At 73.3% G+C, this 26,785-nt stretch carries 19 protein-coding genes; 12 read left to right on the top strand and 7 right to left on the bottom strand.

The features are described from left to right. The first annotated feature begins 435 nt into the window (after nt 1-435). Both IEZ17_RS04575 and IEZ17_RS04570 read left to right on the top strand, forming a co-directional pair. A complete protein-coding gene (locus tag IEZ17_RS04575; protein ID WP_189296618.1) occupies nt 436-2,034 on the top strand; it encodes a 3' terminal RNA ribose 2'-O-methyltransferase Hen1 in 1,599 nt (532 codons plus the stop codon). After that, nucleotides 2,031-4,910: a polynucleotide kinase-phosphatase gene (locus IEZ17_RS04570; RefSeq protein ID WP_229851851.1), complete on the top strand. Its 2,880-nt coding sequence runs from the start codon at nt 2,031-2,033 to the stop codon at nt 4,908-4,910. The genes IEZ17_RS04575 and IEZ17_RS04570 overlap by 4 nt, the downstream gene beginning before the upstream one ends. A 235-nt stretch (nt 4,911-5,145) precedes the next feature. Here IEZ17_RS04570 and IEZ17_RS04565 read toward each other — a convergent pair whose 3' ends face one another. Continuing rightward, nucleotides 5,146-6,108, bottom strand: coding sequence for a GlxA family transcriptional regulator (locus IEZ17_RS04565; RefSeq protein ID WP_189296616.1), 963 nt, complete (start codon nt 6,106-6,108; stop codon nt 5,146-5,148). A gap of 473 nt (nt 6,109-6,581) precedes the next feature. Between IEZ17_RS04565 and IEZ17_RS04560 the strand changes: the two genes are divergently transcribed. From IEZ17_RS04560 to IEZ17_RS04545, 4 genes are all read left to right on the top strand, one after another. After that, on the top strand, nt 6,582-7,901 hold the full coding sequence (locus IEZ17_RS04560; protein ID WP_229851849.1) for an MFS transporter: 1,320 nt from the start codon (nt 6,582-6,584) through the stop codon (nt 7,899-7,901). Nucleotides 7,902-8,216: 315 nt separating this feature from the next. Beyond that, nucleotides 8,217-9,452 (top strand): arginine deiminase, encoded by a 1,236-nt coding sequence (locus IEZ17_RS04555; protein ID WP_189296614.1) that lies wholly within the window; start codon nt 8,217-8,219, stop codon nt 9,450-9,452. A gap of 142 nt (nt 9,453-9,594) precedes the next feature. Beyond that, complete coding sequence (argF, locus tag IEZ17_RS04550; protein WP_189296612.1) at nt 9,595-10,599, top strand: ornithine carbamoyltransferase; 1,005 nt, start codon at nt 9,595-9,597, stop codon at nt 10,597-10,599. Nucleotides 10,600-10,837: 238 nt separating this feature from the next. After that, on the top strand, nt 10,838-12,364 hold the full coding sequence (locus tag IEZ17_RS04545) for an amino acid permease (RefSeq protein WP_189296610.1): 1,527 nt from the start codon (nt 10,838-10,840) through the stop codon (nt 12,362-12,364). Between the two features lie 90 nt (nt 12,365-12,454). Here the strand turns inward: IEZ17_RS04545 and IEZ17_RS04540 are convergent, their stop codons facing one another. Beyond that, entirely contained in the window at nt 12,455-12,985 is a 531-nt protein-coding gene (locus IEZ17_RS04540; RefSeq protein WP_229851847.1) for an ATP-binding protein, read from the bottom strand. Nucleotides 12,986-13,293: 308 nt separating this feature from the next. Here IEZ17_RS04540 and IEZ17_RS04535 point away from each other — a divergent pair, with 308 nt between their 5' ends. Both IEZ17_RS04535 and IEZ17_RS04530 read left to right on the top strand, forming a co-directional pair. Continuing rightward, nucleotides 13,294-14,121, top strand: coding sequence for an enoyl-CoA hydratase family protein (locus IEZ17_RS04535; protein ID WP_189296607.1), 828 nt, complete (start codon nt 13,294-13,296; stop codon nt 14,119-14,121). Between the two features lie 2 nt (nt 14,122-14,123). Beyond that, nucleotides 14,124-16,457 carry a bifunctional salicylyl-CoA 5-hydroxylase/oxidoreductase gene (locus IEZ17_RS04530; RefSeq protein ID WP_189296605.1) on the top strand — a complete coding sequence of 778 codons (2,334 nt, stop codon included), beginning with the start codon at nt 14,124-14,126 and terminating at the stop codon, nt 16,455-16,457. A gap of 66 nt (nt 16,458-16,523) precedes the next feature. Here the strand turns inward: IEZ17_RS04530 and IEZ17_RS04525 are convergent, their stop codons facing one another. Together IEZ17_RS04525 and IEZ17_RS04520 are read right to left on the bottom strand one after the other, a co-directional pair. Continuing rightward, on the bottom strand, nt 16,524-17,504 hold the full coding sequence (locus IEZ17_RS04525) for a ScbA/BarX family gamma-butyrolactone biosynthesis protein (protein ID WP_189296603.1): 981 nt from the start codon (nt 17,502-17,504) through the stop codon (nt 16,524-16,526). Between the two features lie 144 nt (nt 17,505-17,648). After that, entirely contained in the window at nt 17,649-18,266 is a 618-nt protein-coding gene (locus IEZ17_RS04520) for a ScbR family autoregulator-binding transcription factor (RefSeq protein ID WP_189296601.1), read from the bottom strand. Between the two features lie 193 nt (nt 18,267-18,459). On the opposite strand from IEZ17_RS04520, the gene IEZ17_RS04515 reads away from it, so the two are divergent. Further along, the gene (locus IEZ17_RS04515; RefSeq protein WP_189296599.1) at nt 18,460-19,488 is read left to right on the top strand and encodes an MDR family NADP-dependent oxidoreductase; all 1,029 of its coding nucleotides are present in this window, start codon (nt 18,460-18,462) and stop codon (nt 19,486-19,488) included. A 52-nt stretch (nt 19,489-19,540) separates the two neighbouring features. Here IEZ17_RS04515 and IEZ17_RS04510 read toward each other — a convergent pair whose 3' ends face one another. Beyond that, entirely contained in the window at nt 19,541-20,194 is a 654-nt protein-coding gene (locus IEZ17_RS04510; RefSeq protein ID WP_189296597.1) for a TetR family transcriptional regulator, read from the bottom strand. Between the two features lie 494 nt (nt 20,195-20,688). Here IEZ17_RS04510 and IEZ17_RS04505 point away from each other — a divergent pair, with 494 nt between their 5' ends. Further along, nucleotides 20,689-21,417, top strand: a complete 729-nt coding sequence (locus IEZ17_RS04505) for an HAD family hydrolase (RefSeq protein ID WP_229851845.1) — start codon at nt 20,689-20,691, stop codon at nt 21,415-21,417. 95 nt (nt 21,418-21,512) lie between these two features. Here IEZ17_RS04505 and IEZ17_RS04500 read toward each other — a convergent pair whose 3' ends face one another. Together IEZ17_RS04500 and IEZ17_RS04495 are read right to left on the bottom strand one after the other, a co-directional pair. Then, nucleotides 21,513-22,385 (bottom strand): PaaX family transcriptional regulator, encoded by an 873-nt coding sequence (locus tag IEZ17_RS04500; RefSeq protein WP_189296595.1) that lies wholly within the window; start codon nt 22,383-22,385, stop codon nt 21,513-21,515. 4 nt (nt 22,386-22,389) lie between these two features. Then, nucleotides 22,390-23,997, bottom strand: a complete 1,608-nt coding sequence (locus tag IEZ17_RS04495) for an AMP-binding protein (protein ID WP_189296593.1) — start codon at nt 23,995-23,997, stop codon at nt 22,390-22,392. Between the two features lie 301 nt (nt 23,998-24,298). On the opposite strand from IEZ17_RS04495, the gene IEZ17_RS04490 reads away from it, so the two are divergent. After that, nucleotides 24,299-25,447, top strand: a complete 1,149-nt coding sequence (locus IEZ17_RS04490; RefSeq protein ID WP_189296591.1) for an acyl-CoA dehydrogenase family protein — start codon at nt 24,299-24,301, stop codon at nt 25,445-25,447. Nucleotides 25,448-25,614: 167 nt separating this feature from the next. Further along, complete coding sequence (locus IEZ17_RS04485) at nt 25,615-26,418, top strand: VOC family protein (RefSeq protein WP_189296589.1); 804 nt, start codon at nt 25,615-25,617, stop codon at nt 26,416-26,418. The last annotated feature ends 367 nt before the right edge of the window (nt 26,419-26,785 follow it).

Below are 26,785 nucleotides of genomic sequence, written 5' to 3'. Positions count from 1 at the left end.
CGGGAGTGGGCAGTGCGGGAGGAGCACAGCGCGGAGGCTCGGTGTGCGGGGGCGGGATCGGACCGGGCCGGAGCCGAGGGCTCGTGGGGCGTTGAACGGCGCGAGGTCTCTGCATTCGGTGACCGGCGCGAGATCGCCGGGGAGCGTCTGACGTGCGGTGGGAGCGTGACGGGTGGTGGGGCGCCCGATGGGTGGTGGGGGCGCCGACAGGTGGGCGCGCGGGGCGAGGCGGGGGAGCAGGGGCGAGGGGCGCGGATGGGCTGACGGGGGTGAGCGGGCGAGGGGATCACGGGCTATCGGGGATAGGGCTGGGGGTGCGGGGCGTAGGGGCGTGGGCGCTTTGGGGGCGCGGGGGCGGAGGTGGGTGGGCGGGGAGGGGGAGGGGGAGGCGAAAACCGCTGGGGCATCAGCATCACGACCACCGATACTCGTACCGTGTTTCTGACGATTACGACCACCGGCACCACCGACCGCCCCGCCACCGACCTCGGGTTTCTGCTGCACAAGCATCCCGAGAAGGCGCAGCGGTTCTCGACTTCGCACGGGACCGCGCACGTCCTCTACCCCGAGGCGGATGCGGAACGGTGCACGGTGGCGCTGCTGTTGGAGGTCGATCCCGTTGCCCTGGTCCGGCGTGGGCAGGGCAACGGGCGTGGCGGGGCCCCGGATGCGGCGCTGGCACGGTATGTGAACGACCGGCCGTATGCGGCTTCGTCGTTGCTGGCGGTGGCGTTGCGGACGGTTTTCGCGAGCGCGATGACGGGGCGGTGTGCGGCGCGGCCGGAGTTGGTCGGGCGGGCGATGCCGCTGCGTATCGAGGTGCCGGTGCTGCCTGCCCGGGGTGGTGCGGAGCTGGTGGAGAAGTTGTTCCGGCCGTTGGGCTGGTCGGTGCTGGCCGAGCCGCTGCCGCTGGACGAGACGTTCCCGGAGTGGGGCGACTCGCGCTATGTACGGCTGGTCCTGGAAGGGGAGTGCGCGCTCGACGAGGCGTTGCGGCATCTGTATGTGCTGCTGCCCGTGCTGGACGACGCCAAGCACTACTGGGTCGCGGCCGATGAGGTCGACAAGCTGCTGCGGGCCGGCGAGGGCTGGCTGGAGGGCCACCCCGAGCAGCGGGTGATCGTCGGCCGTTATCTGGCGCGGCGCCGGTCGCTGACCCGTGAGGCCATGGCGCGGCTGGAGCTGGAGCGGCTGGCCGACGCGGACGACACCGCCGTCGAGGAGATCGACAACGCGGTGGACGAGGAGGCCGACACGGACGAGAAGCCGGTGCCGCTGGCCGTGCAGCGACGGGAGGCGATCCTGCGGGAGCTGCGCGCGGCCGGGGCGGCGAGGGTGCTCGATCTGGGGTGCGGGCAGGGGCAGTTGATCGGCGCGCTGTTGAAGGAGGGGCAGTTCACCGAGATCGTCGGGGTGGATGTGTCGATGCGGGCGCTCCATGAGGCGCGGCGACGGTTGCAGCTGGAGCGGATGCCCGAGCGGCAGTCGGCGCGGGTACGGCTCGTCCAGGGGTCGCTGGCGTACACCGACGGCAGGCTCACCGGGTATGACGCGGCGGTGCTGAGCGAGGTCGTCGAGCATGTGGATCCGGCGCGGCTGCCGGCGCTGGAGTACGCGGTGTTCGGGGCGGCCAGGCCGCGGACGGTCGTGGTGACCACGCCGAACGCGGAGTACAACGTGCGCTGGGAGTCGCTGCCCGCCGGGCAGGTGCGGCACGCGGACCACCGGTTCGAGTGGACGCGGGAGGAGTTCCGCCGGTGGGCGGGGGAGGTCGCCGTGCGGCACGGTTATGCGGTGGCGTTCGGTCCGGTGGGGCCCGTCGATCCGGAGGTGGGGCCGCCCACTCAGTTTGCGCGCTTCACCCGTGAGGAGAGCGGTGCTCCCGCGGCGCACCGCGGCGGTGGCGGTGGCACAGGTAGGGGCGGTGGCAGCGGCAGCCCTGGTGGCAAAAGCGGCATGGGTGACAGCAGGGACAATGGTGGCAGGTGTGACACCAGTGGCGGTGCGGACAGTGGGAAGGGGGCAGCGGCATGACGGACGGTGAACGTATGGAGCAGCGGCAGGAGCGAGGGGCCGAGCGGCAGCAGGGGCCGTCGCGTGAGCAGCGGCCGGGGGACCGGCAGGAGCCTCACGTCCAGCCGCCGTCCCCGTCCGCCGTCGATGCGCACGGCCGCGTGCTCCCCGTGCCCGATCTGTCGCTGGTGGTGCTGATCGGGGCCACCGGATCGGGTAAGTCGACGTTCGCCGCGCGGCATTTCAAGCCGACCGAGGTGATCTCGTCGGACTTCTGCCGGGGGCTGGTCAGTGACGACGAGAACGACCAGAGCGTCAGCGGTGACGCGTTCGAGGTGCTGCATTTCATCGTGGGCAAGCGGCTGGCGGCCGGGCGGCTGACGGTGGTGGACGCCACCAATGTGCAGGCGGAGGCGCGTGCCCAGTTGGTGCGGCTGGCCCGTGAGCACGACGTGCTGCCGGTGGCGATCGTGCTGGACGTGCCCGAGCAGGTCTGCGCCGAGCGGAACGCGGCGCGCGCCGACCGGGCCGGGCTGCCGCGCCGGGTCGTCCAGCGGCACCAGCGGGAACTGCGGCGTTCCGTGCGGCATTTGGAGCGCGAGGGGTTCCGCACGGTGCACATCCTGCGGGGGCAGCGGGAGGTCGACACCGCCGGGATCGTCCGGGAGCGGCGGTACAACGATCTGCGGCACCGCACGGGCCCCTTCGACATCGTCGGCGACATCCACGGCTGCCGTTCGGAGCTGGAGAGCCTGCTCGGCCGGCTGGGGTACGAGCCGGTGCACGATGCGCTGGGCCGGACCGTGGACGCCGTGCACCCGGAGGGCCGTACGGCGGTCTTCGTCGGCGACCTCGTCGACCGGGGGCCCGACAGCCCGGGTGTGCTGCGGCTGGTGATGGGCATGGTCGCGGCCGGTCACGCTCTGTGTGTGTCCGGGAACCATGAGAACAAGCTCGGTCGTTACCTCGACGGCCGCAAGGTTCAGCGCACGCACGGCCTTGCCGAGACGATCGAGCAGCTGGAGAAGGAGGACGACGGTTTCCGCGCCGGGGTCGCGGAGTTCATTCGGGGACTGGTCAGCCACTACGTCCTGGACGGGGGTGGATTGGTGGTGTGCCACGCGGGTTTGCCGGAGAAGTACCACGGCCGGACGTCGGGCCGGGTGCGGTCGTTCGCCCTGTACGGCGACACGACGGGCGAGACGGACGAGTTCGGCCTGCCGGTGCGTTACCCGTGGGCGGAGGACTACCGGGGCCGCGCCGCCGTGGTCTACGGCCATACGCCGATACCGCGGGCCGGCTGGCTGAACAACACCATCTGCCTGGACACCGGCTGCGTGTTCGGCGGCAGGATGACGGCGCTGCGCTGGCCGGAGCGGGAGCTGGTGGACGTACCGGCGGAGCGTGTCTGGTACGAGCCCGCCCGGCCGCTCGCCACGGAGGCGCCGGGCGGTGCGGACGGCCGGCCGCTGGACCTGAACGATGTGGCGGGCCGGCGCACGGTGGAGACCCGCCATATGGGCCGGCTCGCGGTCAGGGAGGAGAACTCCGCGGCGGCGCTGGAGGTGATGAGCCGCTTCGCGATCGACCCGCGGCTGCTGCCGTACCTCCCGCCGACGATGGCGCCGTGTGCGACGTCCAAGGAGGAGGCGCAGGGGGAGGGCTTCCTGGAGCACCCGGCGGAGGCGTTCGCCGAGTACCGCGCGGCGGGCGTCCGGGAAGTGGTGTGCGAGGAGAAGCACATGGGGTCCCGTGCGGTGGTGCTGGTCTGCCGCGACGAGGCGGTGGCCGGTGAGCGGTTCGGGGTGGCGCACAAGGGCGTATCGGGCGCGGTGTACACCCGTACGGGACGGCCGTTCTTCGACGACGCGGCGATAACCGAGCGGATCCTGCGGCGGGTCGGCGCGTGTGTGGACGGGGCCGGGCTGTGGGCCGAGCTGGACACGGACTGGCTGCTGCTGGATGCCGAGTTGATGCCGTGGTCCTTGAAGGCGACCGGTCTGCTGCGCCGGCAGTACGCGGCGGTCGGTGCGGCGTCCGGGGCGGTCTTCCCGGGGGCGCTCGGTGCGCTGGAGGCGGCGCAGGCCCGTGGTGTGGAGGTGTCGGCGCTGCTGGAGCGGCAGCGTGGGCGGGCGGCCGATGCCGCGGCGTTCACGGCGGCGTACCGGCGGTACTGCTGGCGGGTGGGGGCGACGGCGGACGCGGCCGGTCCCGAAGGCGCGGCGGGCGGTGACGAGCCCGGTGCGCCGGCCGGGATCCGGCTGGCGCCGTTCCAGATACTCGCCGTGCAGGGGCGCAGCCTGGCCGGGGTGCCGCACACCGAGCAACTGGCGCTGATCGACCGGCTGATAGCGGCCGAGGAGGCGCTGGTGGCGCGGGACGGTGCGGTGGCCGGGGGCGGTGCGGCGGCTCCGGACGAGGGTGCCGTCGGGGGTGTCGCCGAAGCGGGCGCCGGTGTGCCGGGTGAGCGGGGTGAGCGGGCGAGGCTGCTTGCGCCGACGCGGCGGCTGGTCGTCGACACCGAGGACGAGGCGTCGGTCGCGGCCGGTGTCGTGTGGTGGCTGGATCTGACCTCTGCCGGCGGTGAGGGCATGGTCGTCAAGCCGGTGCAGGCGCTGGTCCGGCAGGCGGACGGCCGGCTCGTGCAGCCGGGCATCAAGTGCCGTGGCCGCGAGTACCTGCGGATCATCTACGGGCCGGAGTACACCCGTCCGGAGAATCTGCGGCGGCTGCGCATACGCCATCTCGGCCACAAGCGCTCGCTGGCCCTGCGTGAGTATGCGCTGGGGCTGGAGGCGCTGGACCGGCTGGCGGCCGGGGAGCCGCTGTGGCGGGTGCACGAGGCGGTCTTCGCGGTGCTCGCGCTGGAGTCGGAGCCGGTGGATCCGCGGCTGTAGCCGTGCGGGAGCCGGTGGCGTGCCCGCCGGGCCGGGGCGTCGCGTGCCCCCGGGCCGGACGGCACTCCGTCTGTGTCCCGGGGAACGGCCGTGCCCCGGGAGACAGACGGAGTGCCCCGCCCGGTCCGTCTCCGGCTCCCACCGTTCTCACCGCGCATGCCGTTCATAAGGTTCTGGCCGTTCTCGCCGTTCCTGCCGTTCCTGCCGTTCCTGCCGTTCCTGCCGTTCTCGCCGTTCACGCCACGCGTGCCGCCCGGTACGTCCGCCGGTAGTCGACCGGCGGCACCCCCATCGCCCGGGTGAAGTGGCGGCGGAGGTTGGCCGCCGTCCCCAGGCCGGCGATCTCTGCGACGCGGTCCACGGGCAGATCGGTGCTCTCCAGCAACTCCCGTGCGCGTGCGATGCGTTGGGACTGGATCCACTGCATCGGCGTGGTGCCGGTGGCGGCGTGGAACCGGCGTACGAGGGTACGGGGGCTGGTGTTGGCGTGCCGGGCGAGGTCCGCCACGGTCAGCGGATGCCGGAGGCGTTCCGCGGCCCAATGGAGGACGGGCGCAAGTGAGTCGTCGCGGCGTTCCGGCAGCGGCGTCTCGATGTACTGGGCCTGTCCGCCGGGGCGGTGCGCGGGCGCGACCAGCTGGCGGGCCAGGGAGTTGGCGACCTCGGTGCCGAAGTCCTCGCGGATCAGGTGCAGGCAGACGTCGACGGAGGCGGTGGAGCCCGCGCCGGTGAGCACATCGCCGTGGTCGACGTAGAGGACCGCCGGGTCGACGCCGACGGCCGGGTAGCGCTCGGCGAGCAGCTCCGCGTACATCCAGTGGGTGGCGGCGGTGCGCCCGTCCAGCAGACCGGTCGCGGCGAGAGTGAAGGCGCCCGAGCAGAGGGAGACCACGCGTGCGCCGCGGCGGTGGGCCGTGCGCAGGGCCGCGACGAGTTCGTCCGGCGGATCGCCGTGCACATCGGCGGACGCCGGTACGAGGACGGTGTCCGCGGCGACCAGTTCCGTGACGCCGTACGGGGTCCGGGTGCTGAACCACGGCCCGGCGAGGGGGGTTTCGCCGGCCGGTCCGATCGCGCACACCCGCAGGTCGTACCAGTCCGGGGGCGGCTGGATCCGGTCGTTGCCGAAGATGTGGCAGGGGATGGCGAGTTCGAGGAACGGCATTCCGTCGGTGACGGCGATGGCGAGGGAGGGCATGACGGGAGTGTGGCAGAGGAAGTGGCAGGAATGTAGCGGATGGTGGCAGTGCTGCCACTCGTGACGGGGGAGCGCGGGGCGGATGCTTGATCGACATGACCACTCCCTTTCCGGGCGGCCGGGGGACGGGTGCGCCCTCATGCGGCGCCTCCTCACCGGGCGCCCCTGCCGCTCGTACTGCCCCCGCACGTACCGTTCCTGCCGCTCGCACCGCTCCTGTATGTACCGTTCCTGCTGCGCGTACCGTTCCTGCCGCTCGCACTGCTCCCGCACGTACCGACCCTGCCGCCGCAGCCGTCCGGTGCACCGTCGGCGCCGCTCCTCGTGACGCCGGCACTGACGTCGACACGGCTTCCCATGACGCCGAGGCTGCTTCCCATGACGCCCATGACGCCCATGACGCCGGGCGCGACGCCGCCGACCCGCGCCGCTGGCCGATCCTGGCCATCGCCTCCGCCGCGCAGTTCCTGGCGGTGCTCGATCTGATCGCGGTCACCATCGCGTTCCCGGCGATCGGCCGGGACTTCGCGCCGGCGCCCGCCTCCGCGCTCTCCTGGGTGCTCAACGGCTACACCGTCGTGCTCGCCGCGCTCCTGGTACCGGCCGGGCGGCTCGCCGACGAAGCCGGCCGGCGGCGCTGCTTCCTGACCGGCATGGTGCTGTTCGGCCTGGCCTCGGCGGCCTGCGGGATGGCGCCCACCCTCACCCTGCTCATCGTGGCGCGGGTGGTGCAGGGCGTGGCGGCGGCCGTACTGATCCCCACCTCCCTCTCCCTCGCGCTGCCCGCCTTCCCGCCGCGGGAACGCGCGACGGCGGTCGGTGCCTGGACGGCGGTCAGCGCGGTGGCGGCGAGTTCCGGCCCGGTGATCGGCGGTCTGCTCGCCGCCTCCGACTGGCGGCTGATCTTCCTGATCAACGTCCCGGTGGTGCTGCTCGCGGTGGGCGCGGGCGTCCGGCTGCTGCCCCGCTCCGAACGCGGCGGGCGGCAGGCGCTGGACCTGCCGGGGACGGCGCTGGTGCTGGTGTGCGTCGGCGCGCTGGTGACGGCGTGCGTCGAGGCCCCCGAGTGGGGTTACACCGCCCCCGCCACACTGGCGGTCCTCGCCGCCGGAGTACTGGCCGCAGCGCTCTGCGTACGCCACGTTCGGCGGGCCGCGGATACCGTCGTGCACCCGGAGCTGTTCCGGACGCCCGGTTTCGCGGCGGCCACGCTGGGGCTGCTCGGCTACTTCGTGGCCTACGGGGCGATGATGCTCGGTGCGAGCCTGCTGTTCACCGACGTGTGGCACTACCCGGTGCGGACCGCCGGCCTGGCGCTGGCGCCCTGGCCGCTCACGGTGCTGGTGGTCTCCGCGCTCTCCGGCCGCATCGTCGGTGCGGTCGGGGCGCGGGCGACGGGCGTCATCGGGGCGCTGTGTTTCGTGGCGGCCACCCTCTGGTGGCTCGCGCTGGCCGACGACGGGCAGGGCGGCGGGGGTACGCACTACGTGGCGCACTTCCTGCCCGGACTGATCTTCGCCGGGTTCGGCACCGGGCTGTACCAGCCGGTGATGTTCGCCGCGGCGGGACTGCTGCCCGGCCGCCAACTCTCCCTCGGCTCCGGCGTCCTGATGGTGTCGCGGCAGGCCGGTACGGCGCTGGGCGTGGCCGTGCTGGTGGCCGTCATGGGCGGTCGGCAGCACCCGGACTTCGGGTCGTTGCGGGGCGGCTGGATCATCGCGGCGGTGACCTCGGCGGGGGCGGTGGCGGCGGCGCTGACGCTGCGGCGGGGCGGTGCGCGGGGGACCGGGTGAGGCCGGCGCGGGCCGGGGAGGCCGCGCGGAGGCGGTACGACGGCCGCTGACCGGGACGCGGAGGTCCGTGCTCCGGGGGTGGAAGGTCCCGTTCCGGGGGTGGGGGATCCCGTTCCGGATATGGCGGCCCCCACGCCAAATCCTTCCCGGGAGCGGGAGGATGGCCCTCGGGGCGGACCCTGGGATCTCCCTGAGGTTCGGGCCGGGGATCTCCCCGAGGTCGGGGCCCGGGACCTCCCGGAGGTTCACCCCGACATCTCCCCGACATCGCGCCGAGTCCCGACACCGGGCCGCCGGAGCGGACAAGATGGGGAGATGGGATTCCATGTCGACTCAGAGGCCGGGCGGCTGCGCCGGGTCATCCTGCATCGCCCCGATCTGGAGCTGAAGCGGCTCACGCCCTCCAACAAGGACACCTTGCTGTTCGACGACGTGCTGTGGGTGCGCCGGGCGCGGGCCGAGCACGACGGGTTCGCGGACGTGCTCCGGGACCGCGGCGTCGAGGTGCATCTCTTCGGGGATCTGCTGGCCGAGAGCCTCCAGATCCCCGAGGCGCGCACGCTGGTCCTGGACCGGGTCTTCGACGAGAAGGAGTACGGGCCGCTGGCCACCGACCATCTGCGGGCGGCGTTCGACGAGCTGCCCGTGCCCGAGCTCGTGGAGGCGCTGGTCGGCGGTATGACCAAGCGTGAGTTCCTGGAGCGCCACCCCGAGCCGACCTCGGTCCGCTTCCATGTGATGGATCTGGACGACTTCCTGCTGGGCCCGCTGCCCAACCACCTCTTCACCCGCGACACCTCCGCCTGGATCTACGACGGGGTGTCGATCAACTCGATGCGCTGGCCCGCCCGGCAGCGCGAGACCGTCCACTACGAGGCGATCTACCGCCACCACCCGCTCTTCCGCAGCGAGGGCTTCCACGTCTGGTCGGAGGGGCAGGCGGACTTCCCCTCGACGATCGAGGGCGGCGACGTGCTGGTCATGGGCAGCGGCGCGGTGCTGATCGGGATGAGCGAGCGGACCACTCCACAGGCCGTCGAACTGCTGGCGCGCGGACTGTTCGCGGCGGGTTCCGCGCGCACGATCGTGGCGCTGGACATGCCCAAGCGGCGGGCGTTCATGCACCTGGACACCGTCATGACGATGATCGACGGGGATACCTTCACCCAGTACGCGGGCCTGGGCATGCTCCGCTCGTACACCATCGAACCGGGCTCCGGCGACCAGGACCTCAAGGTCACCGACCACCCGCCGGAGCACATGCACCGCGCCATAGCGGCCTCCCTGGGCCTCTCCGACATCCGGGTGCTGACCGCGACCCAGGACGTCCACTCGGCCGAGCGGGAGCAGTGGGACGACGGTTGCAATGTGCTGGCGGTGGAGCCGGGCGTGGTGGTGGCGTACGAGCGGAACGTCACCACGAACACCTTCCTGCGCAAGCGCGGCATCGAGGTGATCACCATCCCCGGGAGCGAGCTGGGGCGGGGGCGCGGCGGTCCGCGCTGTATGAGCTGCCCGGTGACGAGGGAGGCGGTGCCGGGGGCGGCGTGAGCGGGGCGGGGCCGCACCGGTGCGTTCGGGAGCGGCGTCCCCGCCGCGCGCCACCCGACGGTTCCGTATAGGGATACGGCGTGTCGTATACACTTCCAATGTTCGATCCCGTCCACGATTGCCGCGAACCAGGAGCCCACCCATGGCGATAGACCTCACGGGCCACCACTTCCTCAAGGAACTGGACTTCAGCGCCGAGGAGTTCCGCCGACTCGTCGGCCTGGCCGCCGAGCTGAAAGCGGCCAAGCGCGCCGGTACCGAGGTCCCCCGCCTGAAGGGCCGCAACATCGCCCTGATCTTCGAGAAGACCTCGACCCGGACCCGCTGCTCCTTCGAGGTCGCCGCAGCGGACCAGGGCGCCTCGACCACCTACCTGGACCCGTCCGGTTCGCAGATCGGGCACAAGGAGTCGGTCAAGGACACCGCACGCGTCCTCGGCCGGATGTTCGACGGTATCGAATTCCGCGGCAGCCGCCAGTCCGACGTCGAGGAGCTCGCGGAGTACGCCGGCGTGCCCGTCTACAACGGGCTGACCGACGACTGGCACCCCACCCAGATGCTCGCCGACGTGCTCACCATGGTCGAGCACGGCAACGGCCGCCCCCTGGAGGAGACCGCCTTCGCCTACCTCGGCGACGCCCGCAACAACATGGGCAACTCCTACCTCGTCACCGGCGCGCTGCTCGGCATGGACGTACGGATCGTGGCGCCGAAGCAGCTGTGGCCCGAGGAGGCGGTCATCGCGCAGGCGCGGTCGCTGGCCGAGACCAGCGGCGCCCGGATCACCCTCACCGAGGACGTCGCCGAGGGCGTCCGCGGCGCGCACTTCGTCGCCACCGACGTCTGGGTCTCCATGGGCGAGCCGAAGGAGGTCTGGGACGAGCGGATCGCGCTGCTCGCCCCGTATGCGGTCACGATGGACGTGCTGCGTGCCACGGGCCGGCCCGAGGTGAAGTTCCTGCACTGCCTGCCCGCCTACCACGACCTGGGTACGGCGGTCGGCCGGGAGATCCACGCCCGCCACGGCCTGTCGTCGCTGGAGGTCACCGACGAGGTCTTCGAGTCCGCGCACTCGGTCGTCTTCGACGAGGCGGAGAACCGGATGCACACGATCAAGGCGGTGATGGTGGCGACGCTGGCCCGCTAGGGCCTGTCGTCGAATTCCCGGGAATCCGACGACGGCTCCCAGGGCCGCGCGCCAAGGCCGCAGCCGCCCCCTGGGGCCCCTCGCCCTTGCATAGCCATACGCGCCAATGGGCGATCATGCAGTTCCGGCGGTTACCATCGAGCCGCTCACGGGGTCCGGACCCACCGGTCCGGGCCCCGCTCCGCGCGCGGCGCCACCCCCGCCGCGCGCACCGCACCACCAGAGAGAGAACCACCCCATGTCCCGCTCAGGCCCGTCCGGACTGCGCATCAAGTCCCCCGACCTCCTCATCGCCGAATCCGGCGCGGACCTCGAAGGCAACGGCCTGCGGCGCAGCATGGGCCTCTTCCAGCTCGTCTGCTTCGGCATCGGCGCCATCGTCGGCACCGGCATCTTCGTCGGCCTGTCCGACACCGTCGCCCGGTCCGGCCCTGCCGTCATCGTCTCCTTCGTCCTGGCCGCCGTCACCTGCGTCTTCACCGCCTTCTCCTTCGCGGAACTGGGCGGCGCGATACCGGTCTCCGGCAGTTCGTACTCCTACGCCTACGCCACCCTCGGCGAGCGCACCGCCTTCCTCGTCGGCTGGTGCCTGCTCCTCGAGTACGGCATCTCGATCTCCGCGGTCGCCGTCGGCTGGGGCCAGTACCTCAACGAGCTGCTGGCCAGCGTGACCGGCTGGCAGCTGCCCGCCGCGCTCTCCAATCCGCCCGGTGCCGGCGGCATCGTCAACATCCCCGCCGTCGTCGTGATGCTGCTCGCCGCGCTGCTGCTCGTCCGCGGCGTCCGCGAGAGCGCCCGCGCCACCGCCGCGATGGCGGTGCTCAAGCTGGCGGTCCTGGTGCTGTTCAGCGTGATCGGCTTCAGCGCCTTCCGCAGCGGCAACCTTGCGCCGTTCGCCCCTGAGGGCATCGCCGGGATCACCTCCGGAGCGTCCGTCGCGTTCTTCTCCTACATCGGCTTCGACGCGATCACCACCGCCGGTGAAGAGGTCCGCAACCCGCGGCGCAACATCCCCGTCGCGATCATGATCTGCATCGGTGTGGTGACCGTCCTGTACTGCCTGGTCGCGCTCGCCGCCATCGGCGCCCTGTCCTCGGGGAAGGTCGCCGGGCAACCCGCCGCGCTGTCGCTGATCGTCAACCGCGTCACCCACTCCACCCTCGGCGGCGGGGTGATCGCCTTCGGCGCGGTGGTCGCCATCGCCTCCGTCGTCCTCGCCGTGATGTACGGGCAGACCCGCATCCTGATGTCGATGTCCCGGGACGGCCTGATCCCCCGGATCTTCGAACGGATCTCGCCCCGGACCTCCACCCCGGTCGCCAACACCTGGATCGTCGCGGCCGTCTTCGCGGTCCCCGCTGCGGTCGTCCCGCTCGACGTGGTGATGAACCTGACCACCATCGGGACCCTCGCGATCATGGCCGTGGTCAATGTCAGCGTGCTGGTCCTCCGCCGCACCCGGCCCGACCTGCCGCGCCGCTTCCGCGTCCCGCTCTTCCCGCTCAGCCCGGTACTGGGCATCGCCTTCTGCGGCTATCTGATGTACGGCACCGGCCCGTCGACCTGGATGCAGTTCGCCGGGTTCCTGATCGTCGGCGCGCTGGTCTACGCGCTGTACGGGCGCCGCCACTCCCGCCTCGGGAGCCGGACCCCGGAGCCGGGCGCGGACGCCACCGGGGGAGCGGACGCGGGCCCGGGTGCCGACGGGACCGACAGCGCGGCCGGGGGAAGGGTCCGGGACCGGGTCGGGGCCGTCCCGGAGTAGCGGGTCCGGGAAGGCCCCGGGAGCGGCCCGGCGGGAGCCCCGGAGCGCGGGCCCGGCACGGAGCCGGCGACGGTCCCGGGAAGAGGCGGGTCAGGGCTGCGGCAGCCGCGGCTCCCGCAGCGGGGGAAGGGCGAACCACACGGCCTTGCCGTGCGGCGTCGGCCGGCAGCCGGCGGCGGAGCTGAGCCCCCGGACCAGCCGCAGCCCGCGGCGCGCGGAACGGCGCCGGCCCACCGCCGCGCCGGCGCTCGCGGCATCCGGAACCGGTCCCGCCGCATCCGCGCCGCACACCGCGTCCGCCGGTCGGTCCAGCCCCGCCGGCGGCACCGGATCCCCGTCGTGCACTTCGATCTCGCAGCCCCCCGGCCGCACCTTCACCACCAGCTCGATCGGATCCGAACCGCCGGTGTGCGCCACGGCGTTGGCGACCAGCTCCGCGGTCAGCAGCGCCGCGGTGTCGTGGTCGGCGGTGGCCCCCAGGTCCCGCAGCGCGGTCCCCGTCAGCGCGCGGGCGATGGGCACGGCGGCCGGGGTGTGCGGCAGCGCGAGGCGCCAGGACGTGGCGTCGGACGGTTCGGGCAGCGGCAGGGCACTGGCTTCCGGCAGGAGTGGTTCCGGCATGGGACGTTCCGTTCGCCCGGGGCCGGGCGGATCCCTCAAGGCCCCATCGGACACCTTCACCGTAGGGCGGGTGCGGCCCCCGCAGCAGAGGCGACCGGCAGGGCGGACCGGGACCTCGGGCCCCGATGGACGGGACTTTCGGCCCCTGCGCACCCGCCCACCGAGGGTGGCGCACGCCTGACGATGTATCGCGCCCTCCTGACGACAGTCACAAATCAGTGATAGCTTCGAGGGGTTCACGCGCACCGCCACCGCATCCGCAGCCACCGCACACACCAGCCGTCCGGCTGAAGGGGGCAGGCAGACCGATGAGCCCGTTCGCAGGATCCGCCCGAAGCACCGACGCCTGGCGGCACATCAGGGTGACCAGGGAAGACGGCATCGCGACCGTCACCCTCGCGCGCCCCGAGAAGCTCAACGCGCTCACCTTCGAGGCGTACGCCGACCTCCGCGACCTGCTCGCGGAGCTGTCCAGGGAACGCTCCGTCCGCGCCCTGGTCCTCGCCGGGGAAGGCCGCGGCTTCTGCTCCGGCGGCGACGTCGAGGAGATCATCGGCGCCACCCTGGACATGGACACCGCACAGCTGCTGGACTTCAACCGGATGACCGGCCAGGTCGTACGGGCGGTCCGCGAGTGCCCCTTCCCCGTCATCGCCGCGGTGCACGGGGTGGCCGCCGGCGCCGGCGCGGTGCTCGCGCTGGCCGCCGACTTCCGCATCGCCGACCCCTCCGCCCGCTTCGCGTTCCTCTTCACCCGGGTCGGCCTCTCCGGCGGCGACATGGGCGCGGCCTATCTCCTGCCCCGCGTCATCGGCCTCGGGCACGCCACCCGGGTGCTGATGCTCGGCGACGCGATCCGCGCGCCCGAGGCCGAACGGCTCGGCCTGATCAGCGAGTTGGCCGAGGAGGGCCGCGCCGACGAGACGGCCGCGGCGCTCGCCCGGCGGCTCGCCGAAGGCCCCGCGCTGGCCCACGCCCAGACCAAGGCACTGCTCACCGCCGAACTCGACATGCCGCTGGCCGCCGCCGTCGAAATGGACGCCGCCACCCAGGCACTGCTGATGAACAGCGCCGACTACGCCGAATTCCATGCCGCCTTCACCGAGAAGCGGACCCCCAAGTGGCAGGGGAAATAGCGATGTCCGAGGCGAGGGACGGCCGGCCGCTGAAGGTCGCCGTCCTCGGCGGCGGCCCCGGCGGGCTCTACGCGGCGGCGCTGCTCAAACGCCTCGACCCGGCCCGCGAGATCACCGTCTGGGAACGCAACGCCCCCGACGACACCTTCGGCTTCGGCGTCGTCCTCTCCGACGAGACCCTCGGCGGCATCGAGCACGCCGACCCGGTCGTCTACCGCGCCCTGCAAGCGGAGTTCGTCCGCTGGGACGACATCGACATAGTGCACAACGGCCGCACCCTGACGTCAGGCGGCCACGGCTTCGCCGCGCTCGGCCGGCGCCGGCTGCTCGCCGTCCTCCAGGAACGCTGCCGCTCGCTCGGCGTGCGCACCGTCTTCCGCACGGAGGCGCCGCCGGCCGCCGAACTCGCCCGCGACCACGACCTGGTGATCGCCGCCGACGGCGTGCACAGCGCCACCCGCACCGCCCACGCCGAGGTCTTCCGCCCGCGGCTGACCACCCACCGCTGCCGCTACATCTGGCTGTCCGCCGACTTCGCGCTGGACGCCTTCCGCTTCGAGATCGCCGACGCCGGCCACGGCACCGCCCAGTTGCACGGCTACCCGTACGCCCGCCCGCAACCCGGCGCCGCCACCACGGAGCCCGCCGGCGGCGCCAGCACCGTCATCGTCGAAATGCGCGAAGAGGTCTGGCGGGCCGCCGGCCTGGACACCTATGAGGAGCGCGCCTCGGCCGAATGGTGCGCGGCGCTCTTCGCGGGCGCGCTCGGTGGCCGCCCGCTGCGGTCCAACAACTCCAGCTGGACCGCCTTCCGCACCGTCGTCAACGAGCGCTGGTCGCACGGCCGGATCGTGCTGCTCGGCGACGCCGCGCACACCGCGCACTTCTCCATCGGCTCCGGCACCAAGCTCGCCGTCGAGGACGCCCTCGCCCTCGCCGCCTGCCTCCAGGAGCATCCCACCGTGCCGGACGCGCTCACCGCCTACGAGACCGAGCGCCGCCCCGTCGTCGCCTCCACCCAGCGCGCCGCCCGCGCCAGCCTCGCGTGGTTCGAGGACCTGGCCACCTATACGGGGCAGCCGCCGCACCAGTTCGCCTTCAACCTCCTCACCCGCAGCCGCCGGGTCACCCACGGCAACCTGCGGCTGCGCGACCGGGAGTTCGTCGACGCGGTGACGAAGGAGGCGGGCATCCCCACCGGGACACCGCCCATGTTCACCCCCTTCCGGCTGCGCGGACTGACCCTGCGCAACCGCGTCGTGGTCTCCCCGATGGACATGTACTCCGCCGACGGCGAGGGCACCCCCGGCGACTTCCATCTCGTCCACCTCGGCGCCCGCGCACTCGGCGGCGCCGGACTGGTCATGACGGAAATGGTGTGCGTCAGCCCCGAGGGGCGGATCACCCCCGCCTGCACCGGCCTCTACACCCGCGGACACGAGACGGCCTGGCGCCGGATCACCGACTTCGTCCACACCTCGGCACCCGGCACCGCCATCGGCGTACAGCTCGGCCACTCCGGCCGCAAGGGCTCGACCCGGCGGATGTGGGACGGCATCGACCAGCCGCTCCCCGACGGCAACTGGCCGCTCGTCGCCCCCTCCGCACTGCCCTACCGCCCCGGCGTCAACCAGATCCCGCACGCCCTGACCACCGCCGAACTCACCTCCGTACGCGAACAGTTCGCCCGGTCCGCCGCCGCTGCCGCGCGCGCCGGATTCGACCTCCTCGAACTCCACTGCGCCCACGGCTACCTCCTCTCCGGGTTCCTCTCGCCGCTGACCAACCAACGCACCGACGCGTACGGAGGTTCCCTGGCCGGCCGTCTCCGCTTCCCCCTCGAAGTCTTCGACGCGGTCCGCGAACAGTGGCCGGACGACCGGCCCATGACGGTCCGGATCTCCGCCACCGACTGGGCCGACGGCGGCACCACCGTCGAGGACGCGGTGGCCATGGCGGGCGCCTTCGCCGAGCACGGAGCCGACGCGATCGACGTCTCCACCGGACAGGTCGTGCCCGACGAGCGCCCCGACTTCGGCCGCTCGTACCAGACCCCGTTCGCCGACCGCATCCGCAACAGCCTCGGCATCCCGGTCATCGCGGTCGGCGCGATCTCCTCCTGGGACGACGTCAACTCCCTGGTGCTGGCCGGGCGCGCGGACCTGTGCGCGCTGGCCCGCCCGCACCTCTACGACCCGCACTGGACCCTGCACGCCGCCGCCGACCAGGGCTACACAGGACCCGGCGCCCCCTGGCCGCCGCCCTACCAGGCCGGTAGCCGCACTCCGCCCACCGGCCGCACCGACGCGCCGAAGCCCCGCCTCACGCTGCACTGACGGGGAGGCCACAAACAGCGGGAGGCGGGGCAGTCGAGGGGGCGGTGCGGCACCGGGAGCGGGCTCTCAGGGCATCGGCAGGCCGCCGACCCGGGCGGCGAGCACCCGCCGGCCGTGCTGCTCGATGCCGACCTCGACCTCCCGGCAGCCGCCGCCGGACCGCCCGGTGGTCCGGGCGGTCACCCAGCAGGGCGCGTCCATCTCCGCGAACCGCTCGAAGGCGCACTCCAGCGTGACCGGCAGCGCCCCACCGGGAGTCAGCGCCCGCGCGGCCTGCCTGACGGCCTCGATCATCAGCATGCCGGGCACATGGTCCACGGGATGGTCGAACAGCACCGGATGCGAGGTGTCCACCCGCAGCTGCCAGCGGCCCGCACCGTCGGCGGGGGAGAGCACCACATCACCGGTGCGGTCCCGGCCGACCAGATGCGGCGAGACCGGCTCCGGCACCGGCAGCTTCCGGGAGTTGGCCAGCACCAGATCGCCGTATTCGCCGCGCAGCCGGCGGTAGACGGCCGGGCTGTGGCAGGAGTAGTCCAGCATCGCGGAGGCCAGGTCGCTGCCGTCGCACACGATGCGGAACTCCTGGCGGACACCGGCGAGCTGCCTGCCGCGCCGCACCACGTCGCGGTCGGTGATGTGCAGCTGCACGTCGGCCGGCGCGTCCGTGGCCCGCAGGGCCGTCGGCGAGAGGTCGTAGCGGAGCTTCCGCCAGACGATCGGGTGGTCCAGCGGCACGCCGTGCACGACGTGGCTCAGTAATATCCCCGCCTGCCGCACGGTCTCGATCAGCAGCAGCGGGTCGTGCAGGCCGTTCACCGGACGGTAGAGGCTGTGCGCCCGCGGCCACTGGGCGCTCACCAGCCAGCTGCCGGACCTGCCGCGCCGCCAGTCGGTCAGGAAGACCTCGGAGACGGCGGCCCGGTGGACGTACTCGCGGGGCACGGTCATCGTCAGGGCCCCCGGTCGGTTCCCGTCGGCGAACCGTGCGTCGGTGCCGGAGCCGAGGTGATCGCGTGCGAACGAGGTGAGGGTGGCGCTGGCCATAGGGACCCCTTTCTGTGGGCGGTGCTCAGCGCCCTGACGGACTGAGTCCGGTCTCCGGCCCGGGCCACCAAGATACGAACCATGTGGTTTGTTTTCCAGTGCTGAGCGGGCCGTTACCCCGTCAGGGCGACGAGGGGCGGTCGGTCAGACGGCGATCTTCACGCAGCGGCCGTGCGGGTCCAGATGACTCAGCGCACCCGGCGTGGCGAGACCCGGCAGGGTGTGTTTCCACAGGGTCGTGACCCGTTCCGGAAGATCGGCGCGATTGGTGGCGGCCCGCGAGAACAACTGCACGCCCATATAGGCGGAGACGAAGAACTCGGCGGCCCGGTCCGGTGCCACGGCGGGCAGTAACTCCCCGTTGTCCCGGGCGTCGGTGAACATCGTGGTGATGATGTCGGTCCACGCCTGATACGGGACCAGCGGATCCTCGCTGAAGGTCGTCTCGACCGCGATCCGGGTCCCGGCCTGGAGCAACGGGTCGCTGCGCAGCGCCAGCGCCACCTGGTGCGTGAAGTCGATGGCGTCCTGGAGCCGGGACTCGCTCACCTGCGGCACGAACGGCTCGGTCTGCTCCCGGATGACCGCGCGGGCGAGTGCGTCCTTCGAGTGGAAGTGGAAGTAGACGGCGCCCTTGGTGACGCCGGCGCGCTGGATGATCTCGGCCATCGTGGCGGCCTGGTACCCGCGGGTGCCGATGACATGGGCCGCGGCTTCGAGGACGGCGCGCCGGGTGCGTACTGCGCGTGCCTGCTTGACCACCGATCATCCTCCGTATGCTCTCTTGGAGTTGTTGTGCCTGAGTGCGACCCGCTGCCGTGGCGGCGCAGTCTATTTCCGCATCATAAAGAAGCCAACCATGCGGTATTCACACGCCGAGTCGCCGCCGCGGACCGGTGTCGTGCCCGGGCGGAGCGGTGCCACGCGGCACCGCGCGCGTTCAAGGAGCTGCCCGATGCCCGTCCCCGACCCGTCCGACGTCCCTGCCGTGCACCGGGAAGTGCGGCTCGCCGCCCGCCCCGAGCGTGAACTGACGGAACGTCACTTCGCTGTGTGCGAAGCCCCGGTGCCCCGGCCGGTGCCCGGGCAGGTGCTGGTACGCACCCGTGTGATGGCGGTGACCGCGGCGATGCGGACGCAGCTGACCGGCGTGCGGCTGCCGATGCCGTCGTTCGTCCCGGGCGAGGCGCTGTGGGGCTCCGCGGTCGGCGAGGTCGTGGCGGCCCCCGGCGGCGGCTTCACCCCCGGCGAACTGGTCCATCACCCTTACGGATGGCGGGAGTTTGCGGTGGTGGAGGAAGGCAGGGTAAGGCGACTGGCCCCGGACGCGCTGCCCTCATTGGCCGCGCACCTCTCCCAGGGGGCCACCGCCTGGGGCGCGCTGCGCCGGGCGGCCGGGGTCCGGCCGGGCGACACCGTCTTCGTCAGCGGTGCCGCCGGCGGCGTGGGCAGCCTGGCCGGGCAGCTGGCGCGGCGGCTGGGCGCCCGGCGGGTGGTGGGCAGCACCAGCTCCGAGCGCAAGGCGTCCCGGCTGCGGGCCGAGTTGGGGTACGACGACACGATCGTGCGCGGCGCCGGGCCCATCGAGGAGCAGCTGCGCCGGGCGGCTCCCGACGGAATCGACGTGCTGCTGGACACCGTGGGCGGCGAGCAGCTCGCCGCGGCGCTCGCGGTGGCCCGCCCGGACGCCCGGTTCGCGCTCGTCGGCGCGCTCTCCAGTCAGCTGGGCGAGGGCGGCGGCGCGGTCGCCCCGGTCGAACTGGACGCGGGGCTGATCATCACCCGCCGGGTGGCGCTGCGCGGCTTCGGGCTGTACGCGCACCCCGACCTGGCCGAGGAGTGGACCGGGGAGTTCGGCCGGGGACTGAGGGACGGCTCCCTCGTCTTCCCGCACACCCTGCTGAAGGGCATCGAGCAGGTGCCGCGGGCGCTGTGCGAGCTCGTGCAGGGGCGTCATATCGGGGCCGTGCTCGTCGAGTTGTGAGCTCGGCGGGGGCCGCGGTGCGGGCCCGTCCGGTCGCGGCGGGACGGGCGGGTCAGCCGGCCGCGGCCTGCGCCGGCGCCGGGATGCAGGCGGCAGCGACCCGGTCCGGCGCGCCCGGCAGCATCGCCCACAGACCGCTGACGGCCTCCTGGTCCCACCATGTGCGGTCCTCGCCGCCCAGGTGCAGCAACCCGACCACCATCGACGTCAGCAGCTGGGCGGTGCGCCGCGGTTCGGCGTCCGAGGGGCGCGGGCCGGGCGGGCCGTCCGCGGCGCCGACGGGCTCGCCGGTGCCGCAGGTCACCGCCTTGTCGAGGAACAGCGCGTACCAGCGCTGCTCCAGGGGATAGATCTCCAGGCCCGGTGCGGTCTCCGGCCGCAGCCGCAGCCCGGCGCGCAGCACCGCGTCCGACTGCACCCGGCCGAACAGCTCGACGGCGAAGTCCCGTACGGCGAAGGGGAGCGGCTTCGGGGAGCGGAGGAAGCCGTCCTCGATCTCCCGCAGGGTGGCCAGCGCAGTGTCCCGCACCGCGAGGGTCAGGTCGTCCTTGGACGTGAAGTGGAAGTAGAGCGCTCCCTTGCTCAGCCGGGCCCGCCGGCTGATCTCGACCATGCCCGCGGCGGGCACTCCCTTTTCCAGGAAGGTCTCTGCGGCCGAGCGGATGAGCGCCTGGCGACTCTGGATGGCGCGATGCTGCGTGGGCACGGTGTCCGTCCCGTCTCTCGTACGACTGCAACCTTCTTGCAGTCTACATAGAAAACCAACCATGCGGTTCGGTATGCTCGGGGTAAATGGCCGGAACTGCCCGGCGCTGTCGCGAAGCCATCGCTCGCCCGGCGATCCGGCTCCGGCGGAGGGGGGAGACCCGCGGGTAACCAGTGTCGCCCCGGCCGGGGGTGATTGTCGACCCGTCAGGGTGTGACAAAGGTGCATTGACAAACAGCGCAGGCGGTTTTTAAATCTCCGAAGGCGGTAAACGGGACGATCCCTTCCGTGGCCGCCGCCCCGACGGTCGCGTACCGCCCTTGGACAGCGGTGCGCCGTGGCGAGACCGCCTCTGCCCTCACCAGCCGTCGACCGCTGGCCGCCCGACCAGCTGTGCCAGCAACGTCACCCCGAGCCCCCGCACCCATCGGATCCGGAAAGGTCCCCACCCCATGCGCGTATCAATGGAAGTCGGCGAACGTCCTGTGAGAGGCGTGCGGAGCGCCGGCGTCGAGACGATCAGAGCCGCCGTCTTCGACCTCGACGGCACCCTCGCCAACACCCTTCCCGCGATCAGCAAGCTGCTCGTCAAGGTGGCCTCGGAACAGGGCTGTTCGGTCACCGCGCGGCAGGCGGCAGCCGCCATCGGCAAGCCCCCGGGCCCCGCCTTCGGACGGCTGCTGGGCCGCCCCGAGGAGGACGGCCGGGTACAGGCCGCCATCTCCCGCTACCGCGAGCTGTTCGCCTACGAGGTCCTGTGCCAGGGGCCGGCGCTGCTCTTCCCAGGAGTGACCGCCGGGCTGTCCGCGCTGCGCGCCCACGGCGTCGAACTCGCCGTCGCCACCTCCAAGACCACCCGCAGTGCCGAGGCCCTGCTGGACGTCATGGGCATCCGCGACCTGGTCGGCCCGGTCATCGGGCAGGACATGGTCCGGCGCGGCAAACCGCACCCGGAGATGGTGCTGCGCGCGGCCGGCCGGCTGGGGGTCCCGGCCTGGCAGAGCGCGTATGTCGGGGACACCGTGGGGGACATGCGGATGGCGGTCACCGCGCGCATGGAGCCGGTCGCGGTGACCTACGGCATCGGGACGTTCGGTGAGCTCGCCGCGGTCGCCGGCACGCGCATGTGCAGTTCCTTCAAGGACGTGGTCTCGGTGATCGCCGCCGCCCGGCCGCGGCCGACGGCCGCCGTCACGGTGGGGGCGCAGCAGCGGCGGCGCTGACACAACGGGGACGGGGGGCGGGCGCGCGGTCCAGGGGGAACACCGGCCGCGGGCAAGGAGAGGCGACGGCAAACGGGCGTACGAGGGCGGGCCGGTCAGACGGTTCCCTGGGCGCGGTGGGGCCCGGCCGTCGCCTCACGCGCGTAACGGGCGCCCGCCGCCCGCAACTTGGCGTCCAGCCGGCCGAAGACCTCGGCCGCCCGGCCGCCCGGCCAGTCCGCCGGCAGGAGGGGAGAGGGCAGCCCGGGGTCCTCGTACGGGAGGCGGCGCCAGGCGTCCAGCGCCAGCAGGTAGTCGCGGTAGGCCGCTTCGGGGGGAACCGACCGCCGCCGCGCCCAGCGCGCCAGCACCGGTTCATGCTCCGCCAGGAACGCGCGGTGCCGCGCGGCGATGGCGTCCAGGTCCCACCAGCGCGCCACGGCCTGCGCGGTGGGCGCGAAACCGGCGTGGGCGCCGGTGAACAGGTCCACGTACGGGGCGAGTTCCAGCCGCTCCAGGGTGTGCCGGGTCTCCTCGTAGAGGTGCGCCGGGGCGATCCACACACCCGGTGCCGCGGTGCCGAAGCCCAGCCGGGACAGCCGGGAGCGCAGCAGGTGCCGCTTGTGCCGCTCCTCCTCGGGGACCGAGAACACGGCCAGTACCCAGCCGTCGGACAGCCGGGCGGCCGGCCGGCCGAATATCCGCCGGTCGCCGTCCTCCAGCAGCTGCCGGGCGTCGTCGGAGAGCCCGTACGCGGCGGCGCCGGCGGCGGTGCGCCCCGCGACGAGCAGCCCCCGGCGCTTGAGCCGGGAGACGGCGGAGCGCACCGACGGCGGGTCCACCCCGAGCGCGCCGAGCAGCCGGATCAGCGCCGCCACCGGCACCGGCCCGGGTACGCCGCTTGAACGGTCCGGGCCGCCGCGCCCGTAGGCGCCGTAGAACGTGACGATCAGGGACCGTGGGGTGTGCTGCGCTTGCTGGTCGCTCACCGGGTCACTCTAGATCGGCTTCGCGGAGCCGGAAGCGCTGGAGCTTGCCGGTGGGGGTGCGCGGCAGCGAGGCGTGGAAGACGAAGACGCGCGGGCATTTGTAGGGCGCGATGCGGCTCTTGACGAACGCCCGCAACGCGGCAACGGTCTCGTCCCCCGAGGGGACGCCGGCGCGCAGGACGACATGGGCGACGGCGACCTGGCCGCGCTCCTCGTCGGGCCGCCCCACCACGGCCGCCTCGGTGACGTCCGGGTGCCGCAGCAGCGCGTCCTCCACCTCGGGGCCCGCGATGTTGTAGCCGGCCGAGATGATCATGTCGTCCGCGCGGGCCACATAGCGGAAGTAGCCGTCGCTCTCCCGGACATAGGTGTCGCCGGTGAGGTTCCAGCCGTCCCGTACGTACTCCTGCTGCCGGTCGTCGGCCAGGTAGCGGCAGCCGGTCGGCCCCCGGACGGCGAGGAGTCCCGGTTCGCCGTCCGGCAGCGGTATGCCGTCGGCGCCCACCACCCGGGCCTCGAAGCCCGGCACCGGCAGCCCCGTCGTCCCCGGCCGGATCGCGTCGTCGGCGGCGGACAGGAAGATGTGCAGCAGTTCCGTGGCGCCGATCCCGTTGATGATCCGCAGGCCCGTCGCGTCGTACCAGGACTGCCAGGTCGCGGTGGGCAGGTTCTCGCCCGCCGACACGCACCGGCGCAGCGACGAGACGTCGTGCCCGTCGAGTGCGGGCAGCATCGCCCGGTAGGCGGTGGGCGCGGTGAACAGGACCGAGATGCGGTGCTCGGCGATGTCGCCGAGTAGCCGCTCCGGCCCGCCCCAGTCCGCCAGATAGGCCGAGGCGCCGGCCCGTAAGGGGAAGATGACCAGACCGCCGAGCCCGAAGGTGAAGCCGAGCGGCGGGCTGCCGGCGAACACGTCGTCCGGTTCCGGCCGCAGCACCTGGGCCGAGAAGGTGTCCGCGATGGCGAGCACATCGCGGTGGAAGTGCATGCACCCCTTGGGGCGGCCGGTGGTGCCCGAGGTGAAGGCGATCAGCGCGACGTCGTCGGCGGCGGTCGCCACCGCCTCGTAGGGCGCGCCGCCCGGCCGCGCCAGCTGCCGCAGATCGTCCGGACCGTCCCCGCCGAACTCGGTGATCCGCAGCCCCGGTACCCCCGCCCGCACCAGGTCGTCCACAGACCGCGCATCGCACAGCGCATGGCCGACCTGCGCGATCCGGCAGATGGTGGCGAGTTCGTCCGGCCGCTGCGCCGCCAGGACGGTCACCGCCACCGCGCCCGCCTTCATCACCGCGAGCCAGCACGCGGCCAGCCAGGGCGAGGTCGGACCGCGCAGCAGCACCCGGTTGCCCGGCCGGACGCCCAGCGGGCCGCTGAGCGCGTGCGCGAGGGCGTCGACCCGGTCGCGCAGCTGCCCGTACGACCACGCGGCGCCGGTCGCGTCGCGGACCGCGGGCCGGTCCGGGCCCAGCCGCGCGATGGTGCCGTCGAGCAGTTCCGCACCGCAGTTCAGCCGGTCGGGATAGCCCAGGTCGGTGAGGTGCGGCCACTGCCCGGGCGGCGGCAGCCGGTCGCGCGCGAAGGTGTCGGTGTGGGCCGAGGTCCGTAGCTCCATGCGGGGTGCGCCCCCTTGGGCCGGGTGGCCGACGGGCGGCCGGGAGAGGGGTGGAGGAGGGGCGGGGAGCGGGCCGGAACGGCCGTGCCTGGGCCGCTGCCGGGGCCGGTCCCGCCGGGAAGGTCAGCGGGCGGGGACGGGTCGGGGACTGCCGTACGGATCGGTCGTCAGCGTAACGTGTTCGTGACGGCAGTCAACAGATCGCGATAACCGTCCGCGGCATCCGGCCGCGCCCCGGTATCGCCGTCGACGACCATCGGACCGACCGCCGCCACCGGTACCGCTACCAGGGGAGCCGCTCGTGACCGCATTCGCGCTGGGACCGGACGAACAGGAATGGTGCGCCCGGCTGCGCGCCGACACCGCCGAACGGCTGCGCCCGCTGGCGGAGAAGGGGGAGCCGGGCCGGGTCAACCGCCCGCTGGTCGCCGCGCTCGGCGAACTGGGCCTGCTGCGCCGCCTCTTCCCCGCCGGCGGGGACCTGCGCGCGCTGGAGCTGTGCCTGCTGCGGGAATCCCTCGCCCAGGAGTGCACGGAGGCGGAGACCGCGCTGGCGCTCCAGGGGCTGGGGGCCTACCCGGTCGTGCAGTCCGGCACCGCGGCCCAGCGCGCCCGCTGGCTGCCGGAGGTCACCGCGGGGCGGGCGGTCGCCGCCTTCGCGCTGAGCGAGCCGGGCGCCGGCTCGGACGCCGCCGCACTGGCCCTGGCCGCGGCACCCGACGGCCCCGGCGGCTGGCGGCTGACCGGCGAGAAGTGCTGGATCTCCAACGCCCCCGAGGCCGACTTCGCCACCGTCTTCGCCCGTACCGGCGGCGCGGCCGGCGCCCGCGGCATCACCGCCTTCCTGGTCCCCGCCGACCGGCCGGGCCTGACGGGCGAGCACCTGGACATGCTCAGCCCGCACCCCATCGGCACGCTGGTCTTCGACGGGGTCCCGGTCACCGAGGACGATGTGCTCGGCGAGGTGGGCGGCGGGTTCGGGGTCGCGATGCGCACCCTCAACCTCTTCCGGCCGAGCGTGGGCGCGTTCGCCGTCGGCATGGCGCAGGCCGCGCTGGACGCCGCGCTGGCGCACGCCGGTGCGCGCACCGCGTTCGGCGGACCGCTCCGCGACCTCCAGTCCGTCGGCCACCAGCTCGCCGAGATGGCCACCCGCGTCGAGTCCGCCCGCCTCCTGGTCTACGCCGCCGCGTCGGCCTACGACGCCGGTGCCCCGGACATCGCGCGCCGCTCGGCGATGGCCAAACTGCTGGCCACCGAGACCGCGCAGTACGTCGTCGACGCGGCCGTCCAGATCCACGGCGCGCGGGCGCTGCGCCGCGGCCATCTGCTGGAGCACCTCTACCGGGAGGTGCGCGCCCCGCGCATCTACGAGGGCGCCACGGAGGTCCAGCGCTCGATCATCGCGAAGGAGCTGTACCGGACGGCCGACGGGGTGGCGCGGGCGTGACCTGCGCCGTAGCGGGCGCGAACGGGGGTGTGCCGGGGACCAGTTGCCCGCCGGCGGGCGAGTGTCAGTGGTGGGTGTCACGCTGAAGGCACGGAGAGATCCGTGTGCGCCGGGGAGCGTTTCCACGGCGCATCCGAGCATCCGAACATCCTCGAAAGGCGATCACCATGATCACTACCGACTTCGTCCCCGGCTCGCCGTGCTGGCTTGATCTGGGCGCTCCCGATGTCCGTGCCGCGACCGCCTTCTACGGCGCGGTCCTCGGTTGGGAGTCCGCGGCGTACGGCGACCAGGAGGAGGGCGGGTACACCCTCTTCCGGCTCGGCGGGAAGGCCGTCGCCGCGGTCGGCCCGCTCCCCGAGGAGGGCGACCGCCCCGCCTGGACGGTCTACTTCCACACCTCCGACGCGGCGGCCACCGCCGAGACGGTCCGGCAGGCGGGCGGCGAGGTGCACACCCCGCCCACCGCGGTCGGCGCCGGCGACGGGCACTACGCCCGGTTCACCGACCCGCAGGGCGCACGGTTCGCCGTCTGGCAGCCCGCGGCGTATCCGGGCTTCGAAGCGGCGGACGGCCCCGGCCAGTTGAGCTGGACCGAGCTGTACACCACCGACGGGGCCGCCGCCCGCCGCTTCTACGGCAGCGTGTTCGGCTGGTCGGCCCAGGACGTGCCGCTCCCCGGCGGCCAGGGAGGCACCTACACCCTGCTCACGCCCGCCGGCTGCGGTGAGGAGCGGATGCACGGCGGCCTGATGGAGGTCCCGGAGATGTTCCGGGACGGCGGAACACCGTACTGGCACCCGGTGTTCGGCTCCGCCGACTGCGATGCGACGGCCACCCTCGTCAAGGACCACGGCGGCGCCGTGCACATGGGTCCGCACACCGCCGAGGGCGTCGGCCGGATGGCCGTCTGCACGGACCCCGCCGGTGCGGAATTCGTCGTCCTCGCCCCGGAGGAACCGCGCAGATGACGGCAGGGGGCCGGCGGTGACCGAAGTGGAGCTGCCCTGAAGCCGGACCTGCCGCCGAGCGACAGCGGCCACCGCCGGGTGCCGGCCGTACTCGCCTACCTGAACAAGGGGATGCGCTCGTGAGGGTCCGTGAGATCGTCGCGGCCTTCTTCCCGCTCTCGATGCGTGCATACCGCAGCCGACTGGGAAGTGACACCGCGCCCGGCCCTCCCTCCGCCTCGGGGTCCACGCCACGGAAGACGCCCGTTGACCCGGCCGAACGTCCACGGGGCGAGGCGCGGTGCGGTCGGGCGAACGACGCCCGGCGTACGCGTTGCGCGACCATGGGCCGGAGACGGCGTCAGGAGCAGTGGCGGGGGCGGGGGCC

The sequence above is a fragment of the Streptomyces albospinus genome (assembly GCF_014648695.1).
GTDB lineage: Bacteria > Actinomycetota > Actinomycetes > Streptomycetales > Streptomycetaceae > Streptomyces > Streptomyces albospinus.
Note: the sequence above shows the minus strand (reverse complement) of the source record. Positions and strands in the feature narration are given on the sequence as shown.

What these genes read in the sequence shown, in the direction of transcription:
- IEZ17_RS04530 (WP_189296605.1), top strand. Translation starts at nt 14,124, where the DNA reads ATGTCCGAGGCGAGGGACGGCCGGCCGCTGAAGGTCGCCGTCCTCGGC.
- IEZ17_RS04565 (WP_189296616.1), bottom strand. Translation starts at nt 6,108, where the DNA reads ATGCCCTCCCTCGCCATCGCCGTCACCGACGGAATGCCGTTCCTCGAA.
- IEZ17_RS04495 (WP_189296593.1), bottom strand. Translation starts at nt 23,997, where the DNA reads ATGGAGCTACGGACCTCGGCCCACACCGACACCTTCGCGCGCGACCGG.
- IEZ17_RS04485 (WP_189296589.1), top strand. Translation starts at nt 25,615, where the DNA reads ATGATCACTACCGACTTCGTCCCCGGCTCGCCGTGCTGGCTTGATCTG.
- IEZ17_RS04515 (WP_189296599.1), top strand. Translation starts at nt 18,460, where the DNA reads ATGCCCGTCCCCGACCCGTCCGACGTCCCTGCCGTGCACCGGGAAGTG.
- IEZ17_RS04540 (WP_229851847.1), bottom strand. Translation starts at nt 12,985, where the DNA reads ATGCCGGAACCACTCCTGCCGGAAGCCAGTGCCCTGCCGCTGCCCGAA.
- IEZ17_RS04555 (WP_189296614.1), top strand. Translation starts at nt 8,217, where the DNA reads ATGGGATTCCATGTCGACTCAGAGGCCGGGCGGCTGCGCCGGGTCATC.
- argF (WP_189296612.1), top strand. Translation starts at nt 9,595, where the DNA reads ATGGCGATAGACCTCACGGGCCACCACTTCCTCAAGGAACTGGACTTC.
- IEZ17_RS04525 (WP_189296603.1), bottom strand. Translation starts at nt 17,504, where the DNA reads ATGGCCAGCGCCACCCTCACCTCGTTCGCACGCGATCACCTCGGCTCC.
- IEZ17_RS04570 (WP_229851851.1), top strand. Translation starts at nt 2,031, where the DNA reads ATGACGGACGGTGAACGTATGGAGCAGCGGCAGGAGCGAGGGGCCGAG.
- IEZ17_RS04545 (WP_189296610.1), top strand. Translation starts at nt 10,838, where the DNA reads ATGTCCCGCTCAGGCCCGTCCGGACTGCGCATCAAGTCCCCCGACCTC.
- IEZ17_RS04535 (WP_189296607.1), top strand. Translation starts at nt 13,294, where the DNA reads ATGAGCCCGTTCGCAGGATCCGCCCGAAGCACCGACGCCTGGCGGCAC.